Source organism: Achromobacter sp., assembly GCF_032113835.1.
Lineage (GTDB): Bacteria > Pseudomonadota > Gammaproteobacteria > Burkholderiales > Burkholderiaceae_B > Achromobacter.
The window spans coordinates 28,960-43,881 of record NZ_DAMCTG010000008.1 but is presented as its reverse complement, the minus strand read 5'-3'; the positions used below and the strand labels follow the sequence as shown (position 1 = coordinate 43,881).

14 protein-coding genes are annotated in these 14,922 nt (G+C 62.9%); all 14 read right to left on the bottom strand.

The genetic code is table 11. The features are described 5' to 3' along the window. Position 1 precedes the first annotated feature (1 nt). The 14 genes from RT697_RS05270 to RT697_RS05205 all read right to left on the bottom strand — a co-directional run bounded on the left by RT697_RS05270 (position 2) and on the right by RT697_RS05205 (position 14,646). Positions 2–1,504 carry an NADH-quinone oxidoreductase subunit M gene (locus tag RT697_RS05270; protein WP_175123009.1) on the bottom strand — a complete coding sequence of 501 codons (1,503 nt, stop codon included), beginning with the start codon at positions 1,502–1,504 and terminating at the stop codon, positions 2–4. Further along, positions 1,501–3,540 (bottom strand): NADH-quinone oxidoreductase subunit L, encoded by a 2,040-nt coding sequence (gene nuoL / locus RT697_RS05265; RefSeq protein ID WP_313697307.1) that lies wholly within the window; start codon positions 3,538–3,540, stop codon positions 1,501–1,503. Before nuoL ends, RT697_RS05270 begins: the two co-directional genes overlap by 4 nt. Before the next feature lie 17 nt (positions 3,541–3,557). Then, a complete protein-coding gene (gene nuoK / locus RT697_RS05260) occupies positions 3,558–3,866 on the bottom strand; it encodes an NADH-quinone oxidoreductase subunit NuoK (protein ID WP_006217969.1) in 309 nt (102 codons plus the stop codon). Then, a complete protein-coding gene (locus RT697_RS05255; RefSeq protein WP_312430499.1) occupies positions 3,863–4,513 on the bottom strand; it encodes an NADH-quinone oxidoreductase subunit J in 651 nt (216 codons plus the stop codon). Before RT697_RS05255 ends, nuoK begins: the two co-directional genes overlap by 4 nt. Positions 4,514–4,530: 17 nt before the next feature. After that, positions 4,531–5,019, bottom strand: a complete 489-nt coding sequence (nuoI, locus tag RT697_RS05250; RefSeq protein ID WP_008161196.1) for an NADH-quinone oxidoreductase subunit NuoI — start codon at positions 5,017–5,019, stop codon at positions 4,531–4,533. Positions 5,020–5,039: 20 nt separating this feature from the next. After that, complete coding sequence (gene nuoH, locus RT697_RS05245) at positions 5,040–6,113, bottom strand: NADH-quinone oxidoreductase subunit NuoH (protein WP_056568279.1); 1,074 nt, start codon at positions 6,111–6,113, stop codon at positions 5,040–5,042. Continuing rightward, complete coding sequence (nuoG, locus tag RT697_RS05240; RefSeq protein WP_313697306.1) at positions 6,113–8,440, bottom strand: NADH-quinone oxidoreductase subunit NuoG; 2,328 nt, start codon at positions 8,438–8,440, stop codon at positions 6,113–6,115. Before nuoG ends, nuoH begins: the two co-directional genes overlap by 1 nt. 15 nt (positions 8,441–8,455) lie before the next feature. After that, a complete protein-coding gene (nuoF, locus tag RT697_RS05235) occupies positions 8,456–9,823 on the bottom strand; it encodes an NADH-quinone oxidoreductase subunit NuoF (protein WP_056568284.1) in 1,368 nt (455 codons plus the stop codon). Next, entirely contained in the window at positions 9,820–10,314 is a 495-nt protein-coding gene (gene nuoE, locus RT697_RS05230; protein ID WP_105237725.1) for an NADH-quinone oxidoreductase subunit NuoE, read from the bottom strand. The genes nuoF and nuoE overlap by 4 nt, the downstream gene beginning before the upstream one ends. Positions 10,315–10,361: 47 nt before the next feature. Continuing rightward, the gene (locus RT697_RS05225) at positions 10,362–11,618 is read right to left on the bottom strand and encodes an NADH-quinone oxidoreductase subunit D (RefSeq protein ID WP_312430506.1); all 1,257 of its coding nucleotides are present in this window, start codon (positions 11,616–11,618) and stop codon (positions 10,362–10,364) included. A 3-nt stretch (positions 11,619–11,621) separates the two neighbouring features. After that, positions 11,622–12,248 carry an NADH-quinone oxidoreductase subunit C gene (locus RT697_RS05220; RefSeq protein ID WP_191576796.1) on the bottom strand — a complete coding sequence of 209 codons (627 nt, stop codon included), beginning with the start codon at positions 12,246–12,248 and terminating at the stop codon, positions 11,622–11,624. 79 nt (positions 12,249–12,327) lie between these two features. Further along, positions 12,328–12,804 carry a NuoB/complex I 20 kDa subunit family protein gene (locus tag RT697_RS05215; RefSeq protein WP_006217960.1) on the bottom strand — a complete coding sequence of 159 codons (477 nt, stop codon included), beginning with the start codon at positions 12,802–12,804 and terminating at the stop codon, positions 12,328–12,330. A gap of 39 nt (positions 12,805–12,843) precedes the next feature. Further along, a complete protein-coding gene (locus RT697_RS05210; RefSeq protein WP_006217959.1) occupies positions 12,844–13,203 on the bottom strand; it encodes an NADH-quinone oxidoreductase subunit A in 360 nt (119 codons plus the stop codon). Between the two features lie 294 nt (positions 13,204–13,497). Beyond that, entirely contained in the window at positions 13,498–14,646 is a 1,149-nt protein-coding gene (locus RT697_RS05205) for a porin (protein WP_313697305.1), read from the bottom strand. Between the last annotated feature and the right edge of the window lie 276 nt (positions 14,647–14,922).

Sequence of the window (14,922 nt, the reverse complement as noted above, 5' to 3'; positions counted from 1 at the left end):
CTTACAGTTTCGAGACGGCAACGTGTTGCAGCAGGGCCTCGACCGACACGTGCATCACGTCGGTAAAGGGCTTGGGATAGATCCCCATGTACAACACGGCGATCGCCATCACGCCAAGAATCACGAATTCGCGGCGATTGATATCGGTCAGCTCGCGCACGTGGTCATTGGCGACGTCGCCCAGGACGACGCGCTTGACCATCCACAGCGAATACGCCGCGCCCAGGATCAGGGCGGTGGCTGCCAGCAGGCCGATCCAGAAGTTGTGCTCGACCGCGCCCATGATGACCATGAATTCGCCGACGAAGCCGCTGGTGGCCGGCAGACCGCTGTTGGCCATCGAGAACAGGATGAAGAACGTGGCGAAGCGCGGCATCACGTTGACCACGCCGCCGTAGTCGGCGATGCGGCGCGAGTGCATGCGGTCATAGAGCACGCCGATACACATGAACATGGCGCCAGACACGAAGCCGTGCGAGATCATCTGCACGATGGCGCCTTCGACGCCGGCCGTGTTGAAGATGAAGAAGCCCAGCGTGACGAAGCCCATGTGGGCGACCGACGAATAGGCCACCAGCTTCTTCATGTCTTCCTGGACGATCGCGACCAGGCCGATGTAGATCACGGCAATCAGCGACAGCGTGATCATCATGCCGGCCAGGCTGTGCGAGGCGTCAGGCGCGATCGGCAGCGAGAAGCGCAGGAAACCGTAGGCGCCCAGCTTCAGCATGATCGCGGCCAGCACGATGGAGCCGCCCGTGGGCGCTTCCACGTGGGCGTCCGGCAACCAGGTGTGGACCGGCCACATCGGCACCTTGACGGCGAAGGCCGCGAGCAACGCCACGAAGATCAGGATCTGCGGGGTGTAGCCCAGCTTGGTCTGCTGCCAGGTCAGGATGTCGAACGAACCGCCCGAGACGTTCCAGAGGTAGACGAACGCGATCAGCGTCAGCAACGAACCCATCAGGGTGTACAGGAAGAACTTGAACGCCGCATACACGCGATTGCCGCCACCCCAGACGCCGATGATGATGTACATCGGGATCAGCGTGGCTTCGAAGAACACGTAGAACAGCATGCCGTCCAGCGCGCAGAACACGCCCACCATCAGACCCGACAGGATCAGGAAGGCGGCCATGTATTGCGCGACGCGGCTGGTGATGACTTCCCAGCCGGCCAGCACCACGATGATGGTGATGAACGCGGTCAGGAGCACGAACCACATCGAGATGCCGTCGATGCCCAGGTGGTAATTGACGTTGAAGGCCTCGATCCAGGAGGCTTTCTCCACGAACTGCATGGCGGCCGTGGAGGAGTCAAAACCGGTGTACAGCGGAATCGTGACCAGGAAGCCGGCGATCGAGCCGACGAGCGACAGGCCGCGCGTCAGGCCGGGACGATCGTCACGGCCCACCGCCAGCACCAGCAGGCCGAATACGATCGGGACAAAGATCGCAAGCGTGAGCCAGGGAAAAGTGTTGGATGCCATCTCGCTTGCCATCATTGGGGAATCAGCACAAAGAAAGTCACCAGCGCCATGACGCCGATGATCATTGCGAACGCGTAGTGATAGATGAAGCCGGACTGCAGGTGGCGGCTGATGGCTGCCACCCAGCCCACGACACGGGCGCTGCCGTTGATCAGGATGCCATCGATGATGCCGCGATCACCGGTCTGCCACAGGCCGCGGCCCAGGCAGCGCAAACCGCGCGCGATGATCTGCTCGTTGACCCAATCCACGTAATACTTGTTCTCGAGGATCTTGTTCACGCCCGACAGATTGGCCTTGATGGCGGCCGGCACCTTCGGGTTGATCAGGTAGCAGTACCACGAGATGACGAAGCCAGCCACGACCAGCCAGAACGGCAGGGTCTGGAAGGCATGCAGGCCGTAGGCGACCCAGCCGTGCCATTCCTCGCTCAGCACGTGCATCGCGGGATGCTGCTGCGGCAGGACCTTGATGACGCCGTCGAAGAACTTGCCGAACAGCATCGGATCGACCGCCCAGGCGCCGATGAACACCGACGGAATCGCCAGCAGGATCAGCGGCAGCGTAACCACCCAGGGCGACTCGTGCGGCTTGCCGCCGTGGTGGCCGTGGTCGTCGTGACCATGGTCGTCATGACCGTGGCCGTGCGCGTCATGGCCGTGGCCGTGGTCGCTGGTGTCGAAGCGTTCCTTGCCGTGGAAGACCAGGAAGTACACGCGGAACGAGTACAGCGACGTGACGAACACGCCGATCAGCACGGCATAGTAGGCAAAGCTCGCGCCCCAGACGTTAGCCTGGCCGGCGGCTTCGATGATGTTTTCCTTCGAGTAGAAACCCGAGAAGAACGGCGTGCCGACGAGCGCCAGCGTGCCCAGCAGGAAGGTGATCCAGGTGATGGGCATGTACTTGCGCAGGCCGCCCATGTTGCGGATGTCCTGGTCGTGGTGCATGCCGATGATGACCGAACCCGCGCCCAGGAACAGCAGCGCCTTGAAGAATGCGTGGGTCATCAGGTGGAAGATCGCGACCGAGTAGGCCGACGCACCCAGCGCCACGGTCATGTAACCCAGCTGCGACAGCGTGGAGTACGCGACGACGCGCTTGATGTCGTTCTGGATGATGCCCAGGATGCCCAGGAACAGCGCGCCGATGGCGCCGATCACGATGATAAACGACAGCGCGGTGTCCGACAGTTCGAACAGCGGCGAGAAACGCGCAACCATGAAGATGCCGGCCGTCACCATGGTGGCGGCGTGGATCAGCGCGGAGATCGGGGTCGGGCCTTCCATCGAGTCGGGCAGCCAGGCGTGCAGCGGAACCTGGGCCGACTTGCCCATGGCGCCGATGAACAGGCAGATACACGCGACGGTCAGCAGCATCCAGTCGGAACCGGGCAGCGTCATGGCGGCCAGCTTGTCGGCCTGCGCGAAGACTTCACCGTAGTGCATGGTGCCGGCGTAGGCGAACAGGAGGCCAATGCCCAGCACGAAGCCGAAGTCGCCGACGCGGTTGATCAGGAACGCCTTCATGTTGGCGAAGATCGCCGTCGGACGGGTGTACCAGAAGCCGATCAGCAGGTAAGACACCAGACCCACCGCTTCCCAGCCGAAGAACAGCTGCACCATGTTGTTCGACATCACCAGCATCAGCATGGAGAACGTGAACAGCGAGATGTACGAGAAGAAGCGCTGATAGCCGGGATCGTCAGCCATGTAGCCGATGGTGTAGATGTGCACCATCAGCGACACGGACGTCACCACGACCATCATCATGGCCGACAGCGGATCGATCAGGAAGCCGATTTCCAGCTTGGTCTGGCCGATGAGGCTCCAGGTGTAGACGGCGCCGTCGAAACGCAGGCCGTTCAGCACGTCGCCCAGCACCACCACCGAACCGATGGCGGAGATGAGCACGCCCAGGATGGTGATGACGTGCGAGGCGCGGCGGCCGATCGGCCGGCCGAGGAACCCGGTGCCGAAGAGGCCCGCGAGAATTGCTCCGGCCAGCGGCGCCAGCGCGATGAGCAGGTAGAGATTGGGTGAGCTAGACATTTTCTTCCAATACCCCGTCAGCCCTTCAGGCGATCGAGTTCGTCAACGTTGATCGTGTTCAGGTTGCGGAACAGCAGCACCAAAATGGCCAGGCCGATCGCCGCTTCAGCGGCGGCCACGGTCAGGATGAAGAACACGAACACCTGGCCGGCGGTGTCGCCGAACCAGCTGGAGAACGCCACGAAGTTCATGTTGACGGCCAGGAGCACGAGCTCGATGGACATCAGGAGAATGATCAGGTTGCGGCGGTTCAGGAAGATGCCGAAGATCCCGATCGCGAACAGGATCGCGCCAAGGATCAGATAGTGGGCCAGCGTCAGCGTCATTGTTTTTCTCCTTGGGGCGCGGCGCCGTTCGAGGCATCACGCTTGGCCTGGGCGCGCTCGCTCTGGGCGGGCATGCTCACCATGCGGAAGCGGTCCTTCGAACGCACGCGGACCGCGGCGACCGGATCGTTGTACTTCACGTCGCGGCGGCGGCGCAGAGTCAGCGCAATCGCGGCAACCATGCCGACCAGCAGCAGCGCGGCGCCGACTTCAACGGCGTAGATGTACTGCGTGTACATCGCTTCGCCGAGTGCGCGGGCGTTGTTGTAGTCGGCGGGGAGCTGCGCCTGCGGACCCGCACCGTACCAGATGGTACCCAGCACGAAGGACACTTCCAGCACGAGCACCACACCGATGACCAGGCCGAGCGGCAGGTAGGTCTTCATGCCCTGGCGCAGGGTGTCCATGCGGATGTCGAGCATCATCACGACGAAGAGGAAGAGCACCATCACGGCGCCCACGTACACCAGCACCAGCAGCAGCGCCAGGAATTCGGCGCCCAGCAGCATCCAGAGCATGGCCGCGTTGGCAAACGCCAGGATCAGGTGCAGAACGGCGGTGACCGCGCTGCGCGCGGTGATCACGCGGAACGCCGCGATCACCAGCACGGCGGCCAGTATGTAGAAAAGGACAGTGGTAAAAGTCATGGATCAGACCCTGGGCTTCAGCGGTAAGGCGCGTCTTCAGCCCGGCGGCGGGCGATGTCGGCTTCGTAGCGGTCGCCCACGGCGAGCAGCATGTCTTTGGTGAAATACAGGTCGCCGCGCTTTTCGCCGTGGTATTCGTGGATGTGCGTTTCCACGATGGAGTCCACGGGGCAGCTTTCCTCACAGAAGCCGCAGAAAATGCATTTGGTCAGATCGATGTCGTAGCGCGTCGTGCGGCGGGTGCCGTCGTCGCGCTGGTCCGATTCGATCGTGATCGCCAACGCCGGGCACACGGCTTCGCACAGCTTGCACGCGATGCAGCGCTCTTCCCCGTTGGGGTAGCGGCGCAGCGCGTGCAGGCCGCGGAAACGCGGCGACGCAGGGGTCTTTTCCTGGGGGTAGCGCAAGGTGACCTTACGCTTGAAAAAATACTTGCCCGTCAGGCGCATGCCCTTGAGCAACTCGGTCAGCATCAGGCTGCCGAAGAAATCCTTGATCGCTTCCATATCGTGCCTCTGCTTGGCGCTCAGCGCCAAATGTTCCAGGGCGTCTGCATCCAGATCGCCACCACGACCAGCCAGACGCCGGTCAGCGGGATGAAGATTTTCCAACCCAAACGCATGATCTGGTCATAGCGGTAGCGCGGGAACGACGCCCGGAACCACACGAACAACGAGACCACGAAGAACGTCTTGAGACCCAGCCAGATCCAACCCGGAATCCAGGTCAGCGGCGCGATATCGATCGGGGAAGCCCAGCCGCCCAGGAACATGATCGATGCCATGCAGGACAGCAGGATCATGTTGGCGTATTCGCCCAGGAAGAACAGCGCGAATGCCATACCCGAGTATTCGACCATGTGGCCGGCCACGATTTCGGATTCGCCTTCCACCACATCGAATGGGTGACGGTTGGTTTCGGCAACGGCCGAGATCACGTAGATCACGAACAGCGGCAACAGCGGCAGCCAGTTCCACGACATGAACGTCAGGCCCTTCTCGGCAAACCAGCCGCGGTTCTGCACGTTGACGATCTCGGACATGTTCAGGCTGCCCGACACCAGCAGCACCGTCACCAGCACGAAGCCGATGGCCAGTTCATACGACAGCATCTGGGCCGAGGCGCGCAGCGCGCCCAGGAACGCGTACTTGGAGTTGGAAGCCCAGCCGGCGACGATCACGCCGTACACGCCGATGGACGTGATGGCCATGATGTACAGCAGGCCGGCGTTGACGTTGGCCAGCACGACGTCGGGACCGAACGGCACCACCGCCCAGGCGGCCAGCGCCGGCATCAGCGTGACCACGGGGGCCACGATGAACAGCACCTTGTTGGCCTGGCTGGGGACCACGACTTCCTTGGTCAGCAGCTTGAAGACGTCGGCAAACGGCTGCAGCAGCCCCTTGAAACCGACGCGGTTCGGACCCATGCGCACGTGCATGGCGCCGATCATCTTGCGTTCCCAGTACGTCAGGTAGGCCACGCACAGAATGATGGGCACCGCAATGATGACGATCTTGACGAGGGTCCAGAGGACCATCCAGACCGTCGGACCCAGCAACGCCTGACCGTGGCTTTCAAGAACATTGAGCCATTCCATCAGGCACGCTCCACGCTGATTTGACCAAATGCGCCACCCAGGGCAGCGGTAGTTTCGAAGGCGGCGGAAATGCGCACGGCGCGATCGGCCACGGCATCATCCTGCACGGTTTCCAGTTCGACGGCGCCCTGCCCGGCCGACACGCGCACCTTGACCCCGGCCGTCAGGCCCAGGCTGGTGAGGGTGCGGCCGTTCATGGCGGCGGCGGGCTTCTTCGAAGCCGGCGCGGCCTGCAGCGGTTCCGAACGGCGCACCATGGCGTCCGTGCGGTAGATCGGCACATCGGCAACGCGTTCCAGACCGGTCAGGGCCTGGCCGAGGCCCAGCGGGGCCTTGACGTCGTTGGACAGGCGGCCTTCGATGCCGCTTGCCAGCACGGCGTCGCGCACGGACTCGGAGGTCTCGTCGTCGAAGCCGGCCAGGTGCAGGACGTTGCCCAGCACGCGCAGAACCTTCCAGCCCGGACGGGTCTGGCCGAACGGCGTGACCGTGCCCTTGAAGCTTTGGGCCAGACCTTGGGCGTTGACGAACGTGCCCGAGGTTTCGGTGAACGGCGACACCGGCAGCATCACGTCGGCCCATTCGGCAGCGGCCGAACGGTAAGGCGTGAGCGCGACGGCGAACTGCGCGCCGCGCAGCGCGGCGATGGCTTGCTGGCCGTTGTCGGCGTCGAGCAGCGGCTCGGCGTGCAGGACGATGTAGGCCTTGAGCGGTTCGGCGAGCATGGCCGCGGCGGTCTTGCCGCCCTTGCCCGGAATGGCGCCGGCGAGATAACCGCCGACCGTGTTGCCGCCCGAGGTCAGGAAGCCGAACTTGCCGCCGGACAGATCAGCCACGGCGCGGCCGTTGGCGGCCAGCGTGGTGGCCTGGGCGCTGGCGACAGCCAGGTTGCCCATCAGGACGGCGGTGTTGGCGCCCGAAGCAAGGCTGGCGGCGATGAGCTTGGCGTTTTCGCCCGGCGTGACCGAGGCGAATTCGGCCGGCACGGCCTGTTCCTTGGCCTGGGCCAGCGCGACGGCCACTTCGGCCAGCGCGCGCGCCAGTTCCGACGGAGCCACGGTGATGCGCGCGGTGACGGGCATCAGGGGATCGTCGGCGGCGCTGTCGACCATCAGGATCTGAGTGCCGCGCTTGGCGGCCTGGCGCAGGCGCTGAGCCATCAGCGGATGGTCCTTGCGCAGGAACGAGCCGACGACCAGGACGCGGTCCAGGTTGTCGAGTTCGGCGATGGGCATGCCCAGCCACGGCGCGCCGGTCAGCGCGGCGTCGAAGGCCGGGTCGGTCTGGCGCAGACGGAAGTCGATGTTCTCGGAACCCAGCGAGCGGACCAGGCGGCCCAGCAGCGAGTATTCCTCGGTGGTGGCGTATTCGGACGCCAGCGCGCCGATCTGGCCGGCGCCGAAGCTGTCACGCACGCGCGACAGGCCTTGAGCCACGGCCTGCAGGGCGTCGGCCCACGAGGCTTCCTGCCACTTGCCGTCGGTGCCCTTGATCATCGGGGCGGACAGGCGGTCGTCGCTGTTCAGGCCTTCGTACGAGAAGCGGTCGCGGTCGCTGATCCAGCATTCGTTGACGGCTTCGTCTTCGAACGGGACCACGCGCATCACGCGGTCGCCCTTGACCTGAACGACCAGGTTGGCGCCCAGGCTGTCGTGCGGGCTGACCGAACGGCGGCGAGCCAGTTCCCAAGTGCGGGCGCTGTAGCGGAAGGGCTTGGAGGTCAGCGCGCCCACCGGACAGATGTCGATCATGTTGCCCGACAGTTCGGACTCGATCGAACGGCCCACGAAGGTGGTGATTTCGGAGTGCTCGCCACGGCCCAGCATGCCCAGTTCCATGACGCCGGCGATTTCCTGGCCGAAGCGCACGCAGCGGGTGCAGTGGATGCAGCGCGACATTTCCTCGGCGGAAACCAGCGGGCCCAGGTCCTTGTGGAACACGACGCGCTTTTCTTCCTGGTAACGCGAGGAAGAGCCGCCGTAGCCCACGGCCAGATCCTGCAGCTGGCATTCGCCGCCCTGATCGCAGATCGGGCAGTCGAGGGGGTGATTGATGAGCAAGAATTCCATCACCGACTTCTGAGCGGCGCGAGCCTTCTCCGAGCAGGTGTGGACGACCATGCCGTTGGTCACGGGCGTGGCGCAGGCGGGCAGCGCCTTGGGCGCTTTTTCCACTTCAACCAGGCACATCCGGCAGTTGGCCGCGATGGACAGTTTCTTGTGGTAGCAGAAATGCGGCACGTAAAGCCCGACTTTTTGGGCGGCATGCATGACCATGCTGCCTTCGGGCACTTCGACCTTGTTGCCGTCGACGGTTAGTTCAACCATTGCTGTTCCTGAGACCTACAGATATTGCGGGACCACACAAGACTTGTGCTCGATGTGGTGCGCGAATTCGTCGCGAAAATGCTTGAGGAAGCCACGGACGGGCATGGCGGCGGCGTCACCGAGGGCGCAGATGGTGCGGCCCATGATGTTGAGGGCCACGTTGTCCAGCAGCTCCAGATCTTCCGGACGGCCTTGACCGTTTTCGATGCGGTGCACCATGCGGTAGAGCCAGCCGGTGCCTTCGCGGCACGGCGTGCACTGGCCGCAGCTTTCCTCGAAATAGAAGTACGACAGACGCAGCAGCGACTTCACCATGCAGCGCGTCTCGTCCATGACGATCACAGCGCCCGAGCCGAGCATCGAGCCGGCCTTGGCGATGGAGTCATAGTCCATCGTGCATTCCATCATGATGTCGGCGGGCAGGACCGGGGCGCTCGAGCCGCCGGGGATGACCGCCTTCAGCTTCTTGCCGCCGCGCATGCCGCCTGCCAGTTCCAGCAGGGTCGAGAACGGGGTGCCCAGCGGGATCTCGTAGTTGCCGGGACGCTCGACGTCGCCGGTGATCGAGAACAGCTTGGTGCCGCCGTTGTTCGGCTTGCCGACTTCCAGGTAGGCCTGGCCGCCATTGCGGATGATCCACGGCACCGCCGCGAACGTTTCCGTGTTGTTGATCGTGGTGGGCTTGCCGTACAGGCCGAAGCTGGCCGGGAACGGCGGCTTGAAGCGCGGCTGGCCCTTCTTGCCTTCCAGCGACTCCAGCAGCGCGGTTTCTTCGCCGCAGATGTAGGCGCCGTAACCGTGGAAAGCGTGAAGCTGGAAGCTGAAGTCCGAACCAAACAGGCGGTCGCCCAGGAAGCCGGCGGCACGCGCCTCTTCGAGGGCCTCTTCGAAGCGCTCGTAGACTTCGAAGATTTCGCCGTGGATGTAGTTGTAGCCGACGCTGATGCCCATGGCGTAGGCCGCGATCGCCATGCCTTCAATCACGATGTGCGGATTGAAACGCAGGATGTCGCGGTCCTTGAACGTGCCGGGCTCGCCTTCGTCCGAGTTGCAGACAAGGTACTTCTGGCCCGGGAAGGCGCGCGGCATGAAGCTCCACTTCAGACCGGTCGGGAAACCCGCGCCGCCACGGCCGCGCAGACCCGACGCCTTGACTTCGGCGATCACGTCTTCCGGCTTCATGCCGGTGGTCAGGATCTTTTTCAGGGCTTCGTAGCCGCCGCGCTTGACGTAGTCGGCCAGGCGCCAGTTGGCGCCGTCGACGTCGGCCATGATCTGCGGCTGCAGGTGGCGGCCGTGCAGGGCCATCGAGTTGGACAGGTCGTTCAGGGGATCGGGATCCAGCCCCTGCGCGAACTGCTTGTACAGGTCAGGCGCGTTCATGCCGACTCTCCTTGCTGCTTGAGGGCCGCGACCAGCGCGTCCAGCTTCTCGTCGGTCATGCGCACGCACATATGCTTGTTGTTCACGATCAGCACGGGGGAGTCGCCGCAGGCGCCCATGCACTCGCCTTCGACCAGCGTGAACTGGCCGTCTTCGGTGGTCTGGCGGTAGTCGACGCCCAGCTTGCGCTTGAGGTATTCGCCGGCACGGTCGCCGTCGCGCAAGGCACAGGGCAGGTTCGTGCAGACGGCGATCTTGTTCTTGCCGACGGGCTTGACGTCGAACATGTTGTAGAACGTGGCGACTTCCTGGACCGCGATGGGCGGAACGCCAATGTACTTGGCCACGTCTTCGATGACTTCGGTAGCCAACCAGCCCTTCTCTTCTTGCGCGATGGCAAGCGAGGCCATGATGGCGGACTGCCGCTGGTCGGCCGGGAACTTGGCCAGTTCGCGGTCGATTTTCTGGTAGGCCTGTTCGGAAAGCAGCATAGTTTGAATCCGGGTTATGCGGGCGTGCTCGTGACTGTCTGGGCGGATCAGCGATCGATCTCGCCGAAAACGATGTCCTGCGTGCCAATGATGGTGACGGCGTCGGCGATCATGTGGCCGCGCGACATTTCATCCAGCGCTTGCAGGTGGACAAAGCCGGGGGCCCGAATCTTCAGGCGGTAAGGCTTGTTGGCGCCGTCGGACACCAGATAGATGCCGAATTCGCCCTTCGGGTGCTCCACCGAGGCAAACGCCTCGCCCGGGGGCACGTGGAAACCTTCAGTGAAGAGCTTGAAGTGATGGATCAGCTCTTCCATGTTGGTCTTCATGGCGGTGCGCGACGGCGGGGCGATCTTGTGGTTCTCGATCATGACCGGGCCGGGATTGTTGCGCAGCCATTCCACGCACTGGCGGATGATGCGATTGCTTTGGCGCATCTCGGCGATGCGGACCAGGTAGCGGTCGTAGCAGTCGCCGTTGACACCCACGGGGATGTCGAAATCGAGCAGGTCGTAGACTTCGTAGGGCTGCGTCTTGCGCAGGTCCCAGGCGACGCCCGAACCACGCAGCATCGGGCCGGTGAAGCCCAGTGCCTTGGCGCGCTCGGGATCGACCACGCCGATGCCGACCAGACGCTGCTTCCAGATGCGGTTGTCGGTGAGCAGCGTTTCGTACTCGTCGACGCAGGCCGGGAAGCGGTTGGTGAAGTCTTCGATGAAGTCCAGCAGCGAGCCCGAACGTGCGTCGTTCATGACGCGCATTTCCTTGTCGCCACGGAACTTGCTGGATTCGCCGTACTGCGGCATGGAATCCGGCAGGTCGCGATAGACGCCGCCCGGACGGTAGTAGGCCGCGTGCATGCGCGCGCCCGAGACCGCTTCGTAGCAGTCCATCAGGTCTTCGCGTTCACGGAAGGCGTACAGGAACACCGCCATGGCGCCCACGTCCAGGGCGTGCGAGCCCAGCGACATCAGGTGGTTCAGCAGACGCGTGATTTCATCGAACATCACGCGGATGTACTGCGCGCGCAGCGGGGCTTCGACGCCCAGCAGCTTTTCGATGGCCATGACGTAGGCGTGCTCGTTGCACATCATGGACACGTAGTCCAGGCGGTCCATGTAGGGCAGCGCCTGGATGTAGGTCTTGTGTTCGGCCAGCTTTTCGGTGGCACGGTGCAGCAGGCCGATGTGCGGATCGGCGCGCTGGATGACTTCGCCGTCAAGCTCGAGCACCAGGCGCAGCACGCCGTGCGCGGCCGGGTGTTGAGGACCGAAGTTCAGGGTGTAGTTCTTGATATCTGCCATGATTCAACGCCCCATGCCGTAGGTGTCTTCGCGCACCACGCGCGGGGTGATCTCGCGCGGATCGATCGTGACCGGCTGGTAAATGACGCGCCGTTGCTCGGGGTCGTAGCGCATTTCGACGGTGCCCGACAGCGGGAAGTCCTTGCGGAACGGATGGCCGATGAAGCCGTAGTCGGTGAGGATGCGGCGCAGGTCCGGATGGCCTTCGAAGACGATGCCGTACAGGTCGAAGGCTTCGCGTTCGAACCAGCCGACCGTGGGCCAGCATTCCATCAGCGAGGCGACCATCGGGAATTCGTCGTCGGGCGCCCACGTGCGCACGCGCAGCCGCCAGTTATTCTCGATGGAAAGCAGGTGCGCCACCACGGCATAACGCGAGCGGTGGATGCGGACGTTGGTTTCCTCGGGCAGCTGGCGCGTGCCGTTGCCCCAGGTCAGGTAGTCGACGCCGCAAAGGTCGATACAGGTTTCAAAGCGCAGGCCGGCTTCGGTGCGCAGCTTGTTGCAGACGGAGAACCACTGCTCCGCGGGCACTTCGAGCGTCAGCTCGCCCAGCGCCTCGGTCAGCGCGATGTCCGCACCGAGGGTGGTCTGCAAATTGTTTTTCAGGGATTCGAGCCTGGTCATCATCTTGTACGCTTAGGTGAACCGATACGCTGGTTTCGCAGGTTCGCGGCGGCTGAGGCCTGCCGTCGGACCGGGCGAAGCATCAGCGCGCAATCGTGTTGGTCAGACGGATCTTGTTCTGCATTTGCAGCAAGCCGTACACCAGCGCCTCGGCCGTGGGCGGGCAGCCCGGCACGTAGACGTCTACCGGTACGATGCGATCGCAGCCACGCACCACCGAATACGAGTAGTGGTAGTAGCCGCCGCCATTGGCACAGGAGCCCATGGAAACCACCCAGCGCGGCTCGGGCATCTGGTCGTAGACCTTGCGCAGCGCGGGCGCCATCTTGTTGCACAGCGTGCCGGCAACGATCATAAGATCGGACTGGCGCGGGCTGGGCCGGAAGATGATGCCGAATTGGTCCAGGTCATAGCGGGCTGCGCCCGCGTGCATCATCTCAACCGCGCAACAGGCCAGACCGAAGGTCATGGGCCACATCGAACCGGTCTTCGCCCAGTTCAGGAACTTGTCGGCGCTGGTGGTGATGAACCCTTGCTTGAGAATGCCGTCTATAGCCATATTCGTCTCTGATAGCGTGCTGTGAAATGAACCCGAAGGTCACTCCCAGTCCAGCGCGCCCTTTTTCCATTCGTAGATGAAGCCGACGGTCAACACGGCGAGGAAAACCATGACCGTCCAGAAACCGACGAGTCCGACGGTGCCCTGGGCGATGGCCCACGGGAACAGGAACGCGATTTCCAGGTCGAAAAGAATGAACAGGATCGCCACGAGGTAGTAGCGCACGTCAAACTTCATGCGTGCATCTTCAAACGCTTCGAAGCCGCACTCGTAAGGCGAGAGCTTCTCAGCGTAAGGACGCCGCGGGCCAAGGAGGGAGCCGGCCGTTAGAAGCGCGAACCCGATAAGGGTGGCCACTACGATAAACAGCAGGACGGGAAAATACTGTTGCAGGTTCATTCAGGCGTCCGTCAAATGCGCAAACCTTAGGATTGTAGCATTCGCGCGGTTACTTCCGGCTGAACTCTGTAGCTTGAATAGCAGGTGAAAGACTGCATTCCTCAAATGGAACAATCGCAGCTTTCGTCGGTGCATTTCGAGTGATGTGCGGCTCGAACGACACGAAGCCGTAGTATGCCTGAATTCAGTCAGCAGACGAAAAAAAACCACCCCCGAAAGGGTGGCTTATGCGAACGGACCGAGGCCCGTTCGCTTTTGCTTTAAATCCACACAGGGCTTGCGCCCCGCATTGGATTAGAAGCGGTGACGGACACCGACGCCGACGGCGGTCGACTTGATGTCGTCGATGAAGGCGTAGTTCTTGGCGTACGAACCGTAGGCGTACAGGTTGGTGCGCTTCGACAGGTCGTAGGTGTAGCCCAGCGAGAACACGTTCATCGTTTCGTCGCCGTTCGGCAGCGAGTTCAGATTGTTGTTGCTGGGGTCAACCATTTGCCACGAACCGAACAGGCTGCTTGCGCCGCCGATCGGAGCCGACAGGCCGACCATGTACGAGTTGGCCTTGAAGCCATCAGCGAACACGTTCACGCCCAGGTTGATGTTGCCGGCGGGGCCAGCAGCGGATTGACCGCCGAACCAGCCGTCGGTCGTGCGAGCGTAGGCCAAGGCCAGCTTCACGACTTCGAAGTCGTACGAAGCGCCGATGGCGTATTGACGCGGGGTGGCGTCAATTTGAGCCTGGGGCTGGTTGTTGCTGGCGTTCAGCTGGTCGTACGTCAGAGCGACGTTCAACGGGCCGTTCACGTAGCGCAGACCGGTGGTGATGGCGCGGACGTTGTCAGCGGTGCGGAAGCCAACGCGAGCCGGGTTCGGCGTGGACGTGCCGGCGGTGCCGCCTTCGTCAGCGCTGAACGAGTAGCCAACGCCGAACTGGAAGCCGCTGAACGACGGGGTTTGGTACAGGACCATGTTGTCGTAGCGAACGGTGTTAGCTGCGCTCAGGGCCATACCGATGTTGGCTTGACCGAAGCCAGCGCCGAACGGATCGATCGAACCGAAGTACTTCGAAGCGATGTTGGTTTGACGGCCGAAGTCCAGTTGGCCCCAGCTGTCGCTGGCCAGACCGACGGTGGCTTGACGACCGAACAGGCGGTTGTTTTGCGCGGACTTGCCGTTACCCGAGTCGAAACCCGATTCCAGTTGGAAAACAGCGCGCAGGCCGTCACCCAGATCTTCCGAACCACGCAGACCCCAGCGCGAACCGTTCTGGACGCCGTTGATCATGCCGAAGCGGCTGCCGTTCAGCGCGTCGTTGCTGGCGCCGCTGATCTTGTTGTAGCCGAGGCCCGTGTCGATGATGCCGTACAGGGTGACAGACGTTTCTGCCTGGGCGACACCGGCGAAACCGGCGAGCAGGGCGGCAGCGAGCAGAGTCTTTTTCATTTAAGAAATCTCCGTTGATTTGAGTGACAAGAGCAGCAATCCAGCAAACCAGCCTGCCGCCCCCCTAACTCCGCGAAGGGAAGTTGACGCTATTGCATCAAAAATCGGGGGGACTGGCTATGGTCGGCATTAGAAAAGTGCACGTTTGCGACAGGCTTGTTGGGAAGTTGCAACATCCCGCTGATGCTTGCTGCGCATCGCTAGGGCTTACCCTTATCGAAAAGCCCGAGCGCGCAACCATGCGACTTTCGGCCCTGCCCCCAATTTTCTGGGCAA

Bases quoted from the DNA above. Each gene is read 5' to 3' on its own strand.
- RT697_RS05270 (WP_175123009.1), bottom strand. From the start codon at position 1,504: ATGATGGCAAGCGAGATGGCATCCAACACTTTTCCCTGGCTCACGCTT.
- nuoL (WP_313697307.1), bottom strand. From the start codon at position 3,540: ATGTCTAGCTCACCCAATCTCTACCTGCTCATCGCGCTGGCGCCGCTG.
- nuoK (WP_006217969.1), bottom strand. From the start codon at position 3,866: ATGACGCTGACGCTGGCCCACTATCTGATCCTTGGCGCGATCCTGTTC.
- RT697_RS05255 (WP_312430499.1), bottom strand. From the start codon at position 4,513: ATGACTTTTACCACTGTCCTTTTCTACATACTGGCCGCCGTGCTGGTG.
- nuoI (WP_008161196.1), bottom strand. From the start codon at position 5,019: ATGGAAGCGATCAAGGATTTCTTCGGCAGCCTGATGCTGACCGAGTTG.
- nuoH (WP_056568279.1), bottom strand. From the start codon at position 6,113: ATGGAATGGCTCAATGTTCTTGAAAGCCACGGTCAGGCGTTGCTGGGT.
- nuoG (WP_313697306.1), bottom strand. From the start codon at position 8,440: ATGGTTGAACTAACCGTCGACGGCAACAAGGTCGAAGTGCCCGAAGGC.
- nuoF (WP_056568284.1), bottom strand. From the start codon at position 9,823: ATGAACGCGCCTGACCTGTACAAGCAGTTCGCGCAGGGGCTGGATCCC.
- nuoE (WP_105237725.1), bottom strand. From the start codon at position 10,314: ATGCTGCTTTCCGAACAGGCCTACCAGAAAATCGACCGCGAACTGGCC.
- RT697_RS05225 (WP_312430506.1), bottom strand. From the start codon at position 11,618: ATGGCAGATATCAAGAACTACACCCTGAACTTCGGTCCTCAACACCCG.
- RT697_RS05220 (WP_191576796.1), bottom strand. From the start codon at position 12,248: ATGATGACCAGGCTCGAATCCCTGAAAAACAATTTGCAGACCACCCTC.
- RT697_RS05215 (WP_006217960.1), bottom strand. From the start codon at position 12,804: ATGGCTATAGACGGCATTCTCAAGCAAGGGTTCATCACCACCAGCGCC.
- RT697_RS05210 (WP_006217959.1), bottom strand. From the start codon at position 13,203: ATGAACCTGCAACAGTATTTTCCCGTCCTGCTGTTTATCGTAGTGGCC.
- RT697_RS05205 (WP_313697305.1), bottom strand. From the start codon at position 14,646: ATGAAAAAGACTCTGCTCGCTGCCGCCCTGCTCGCCGGTTTCGCCGGT.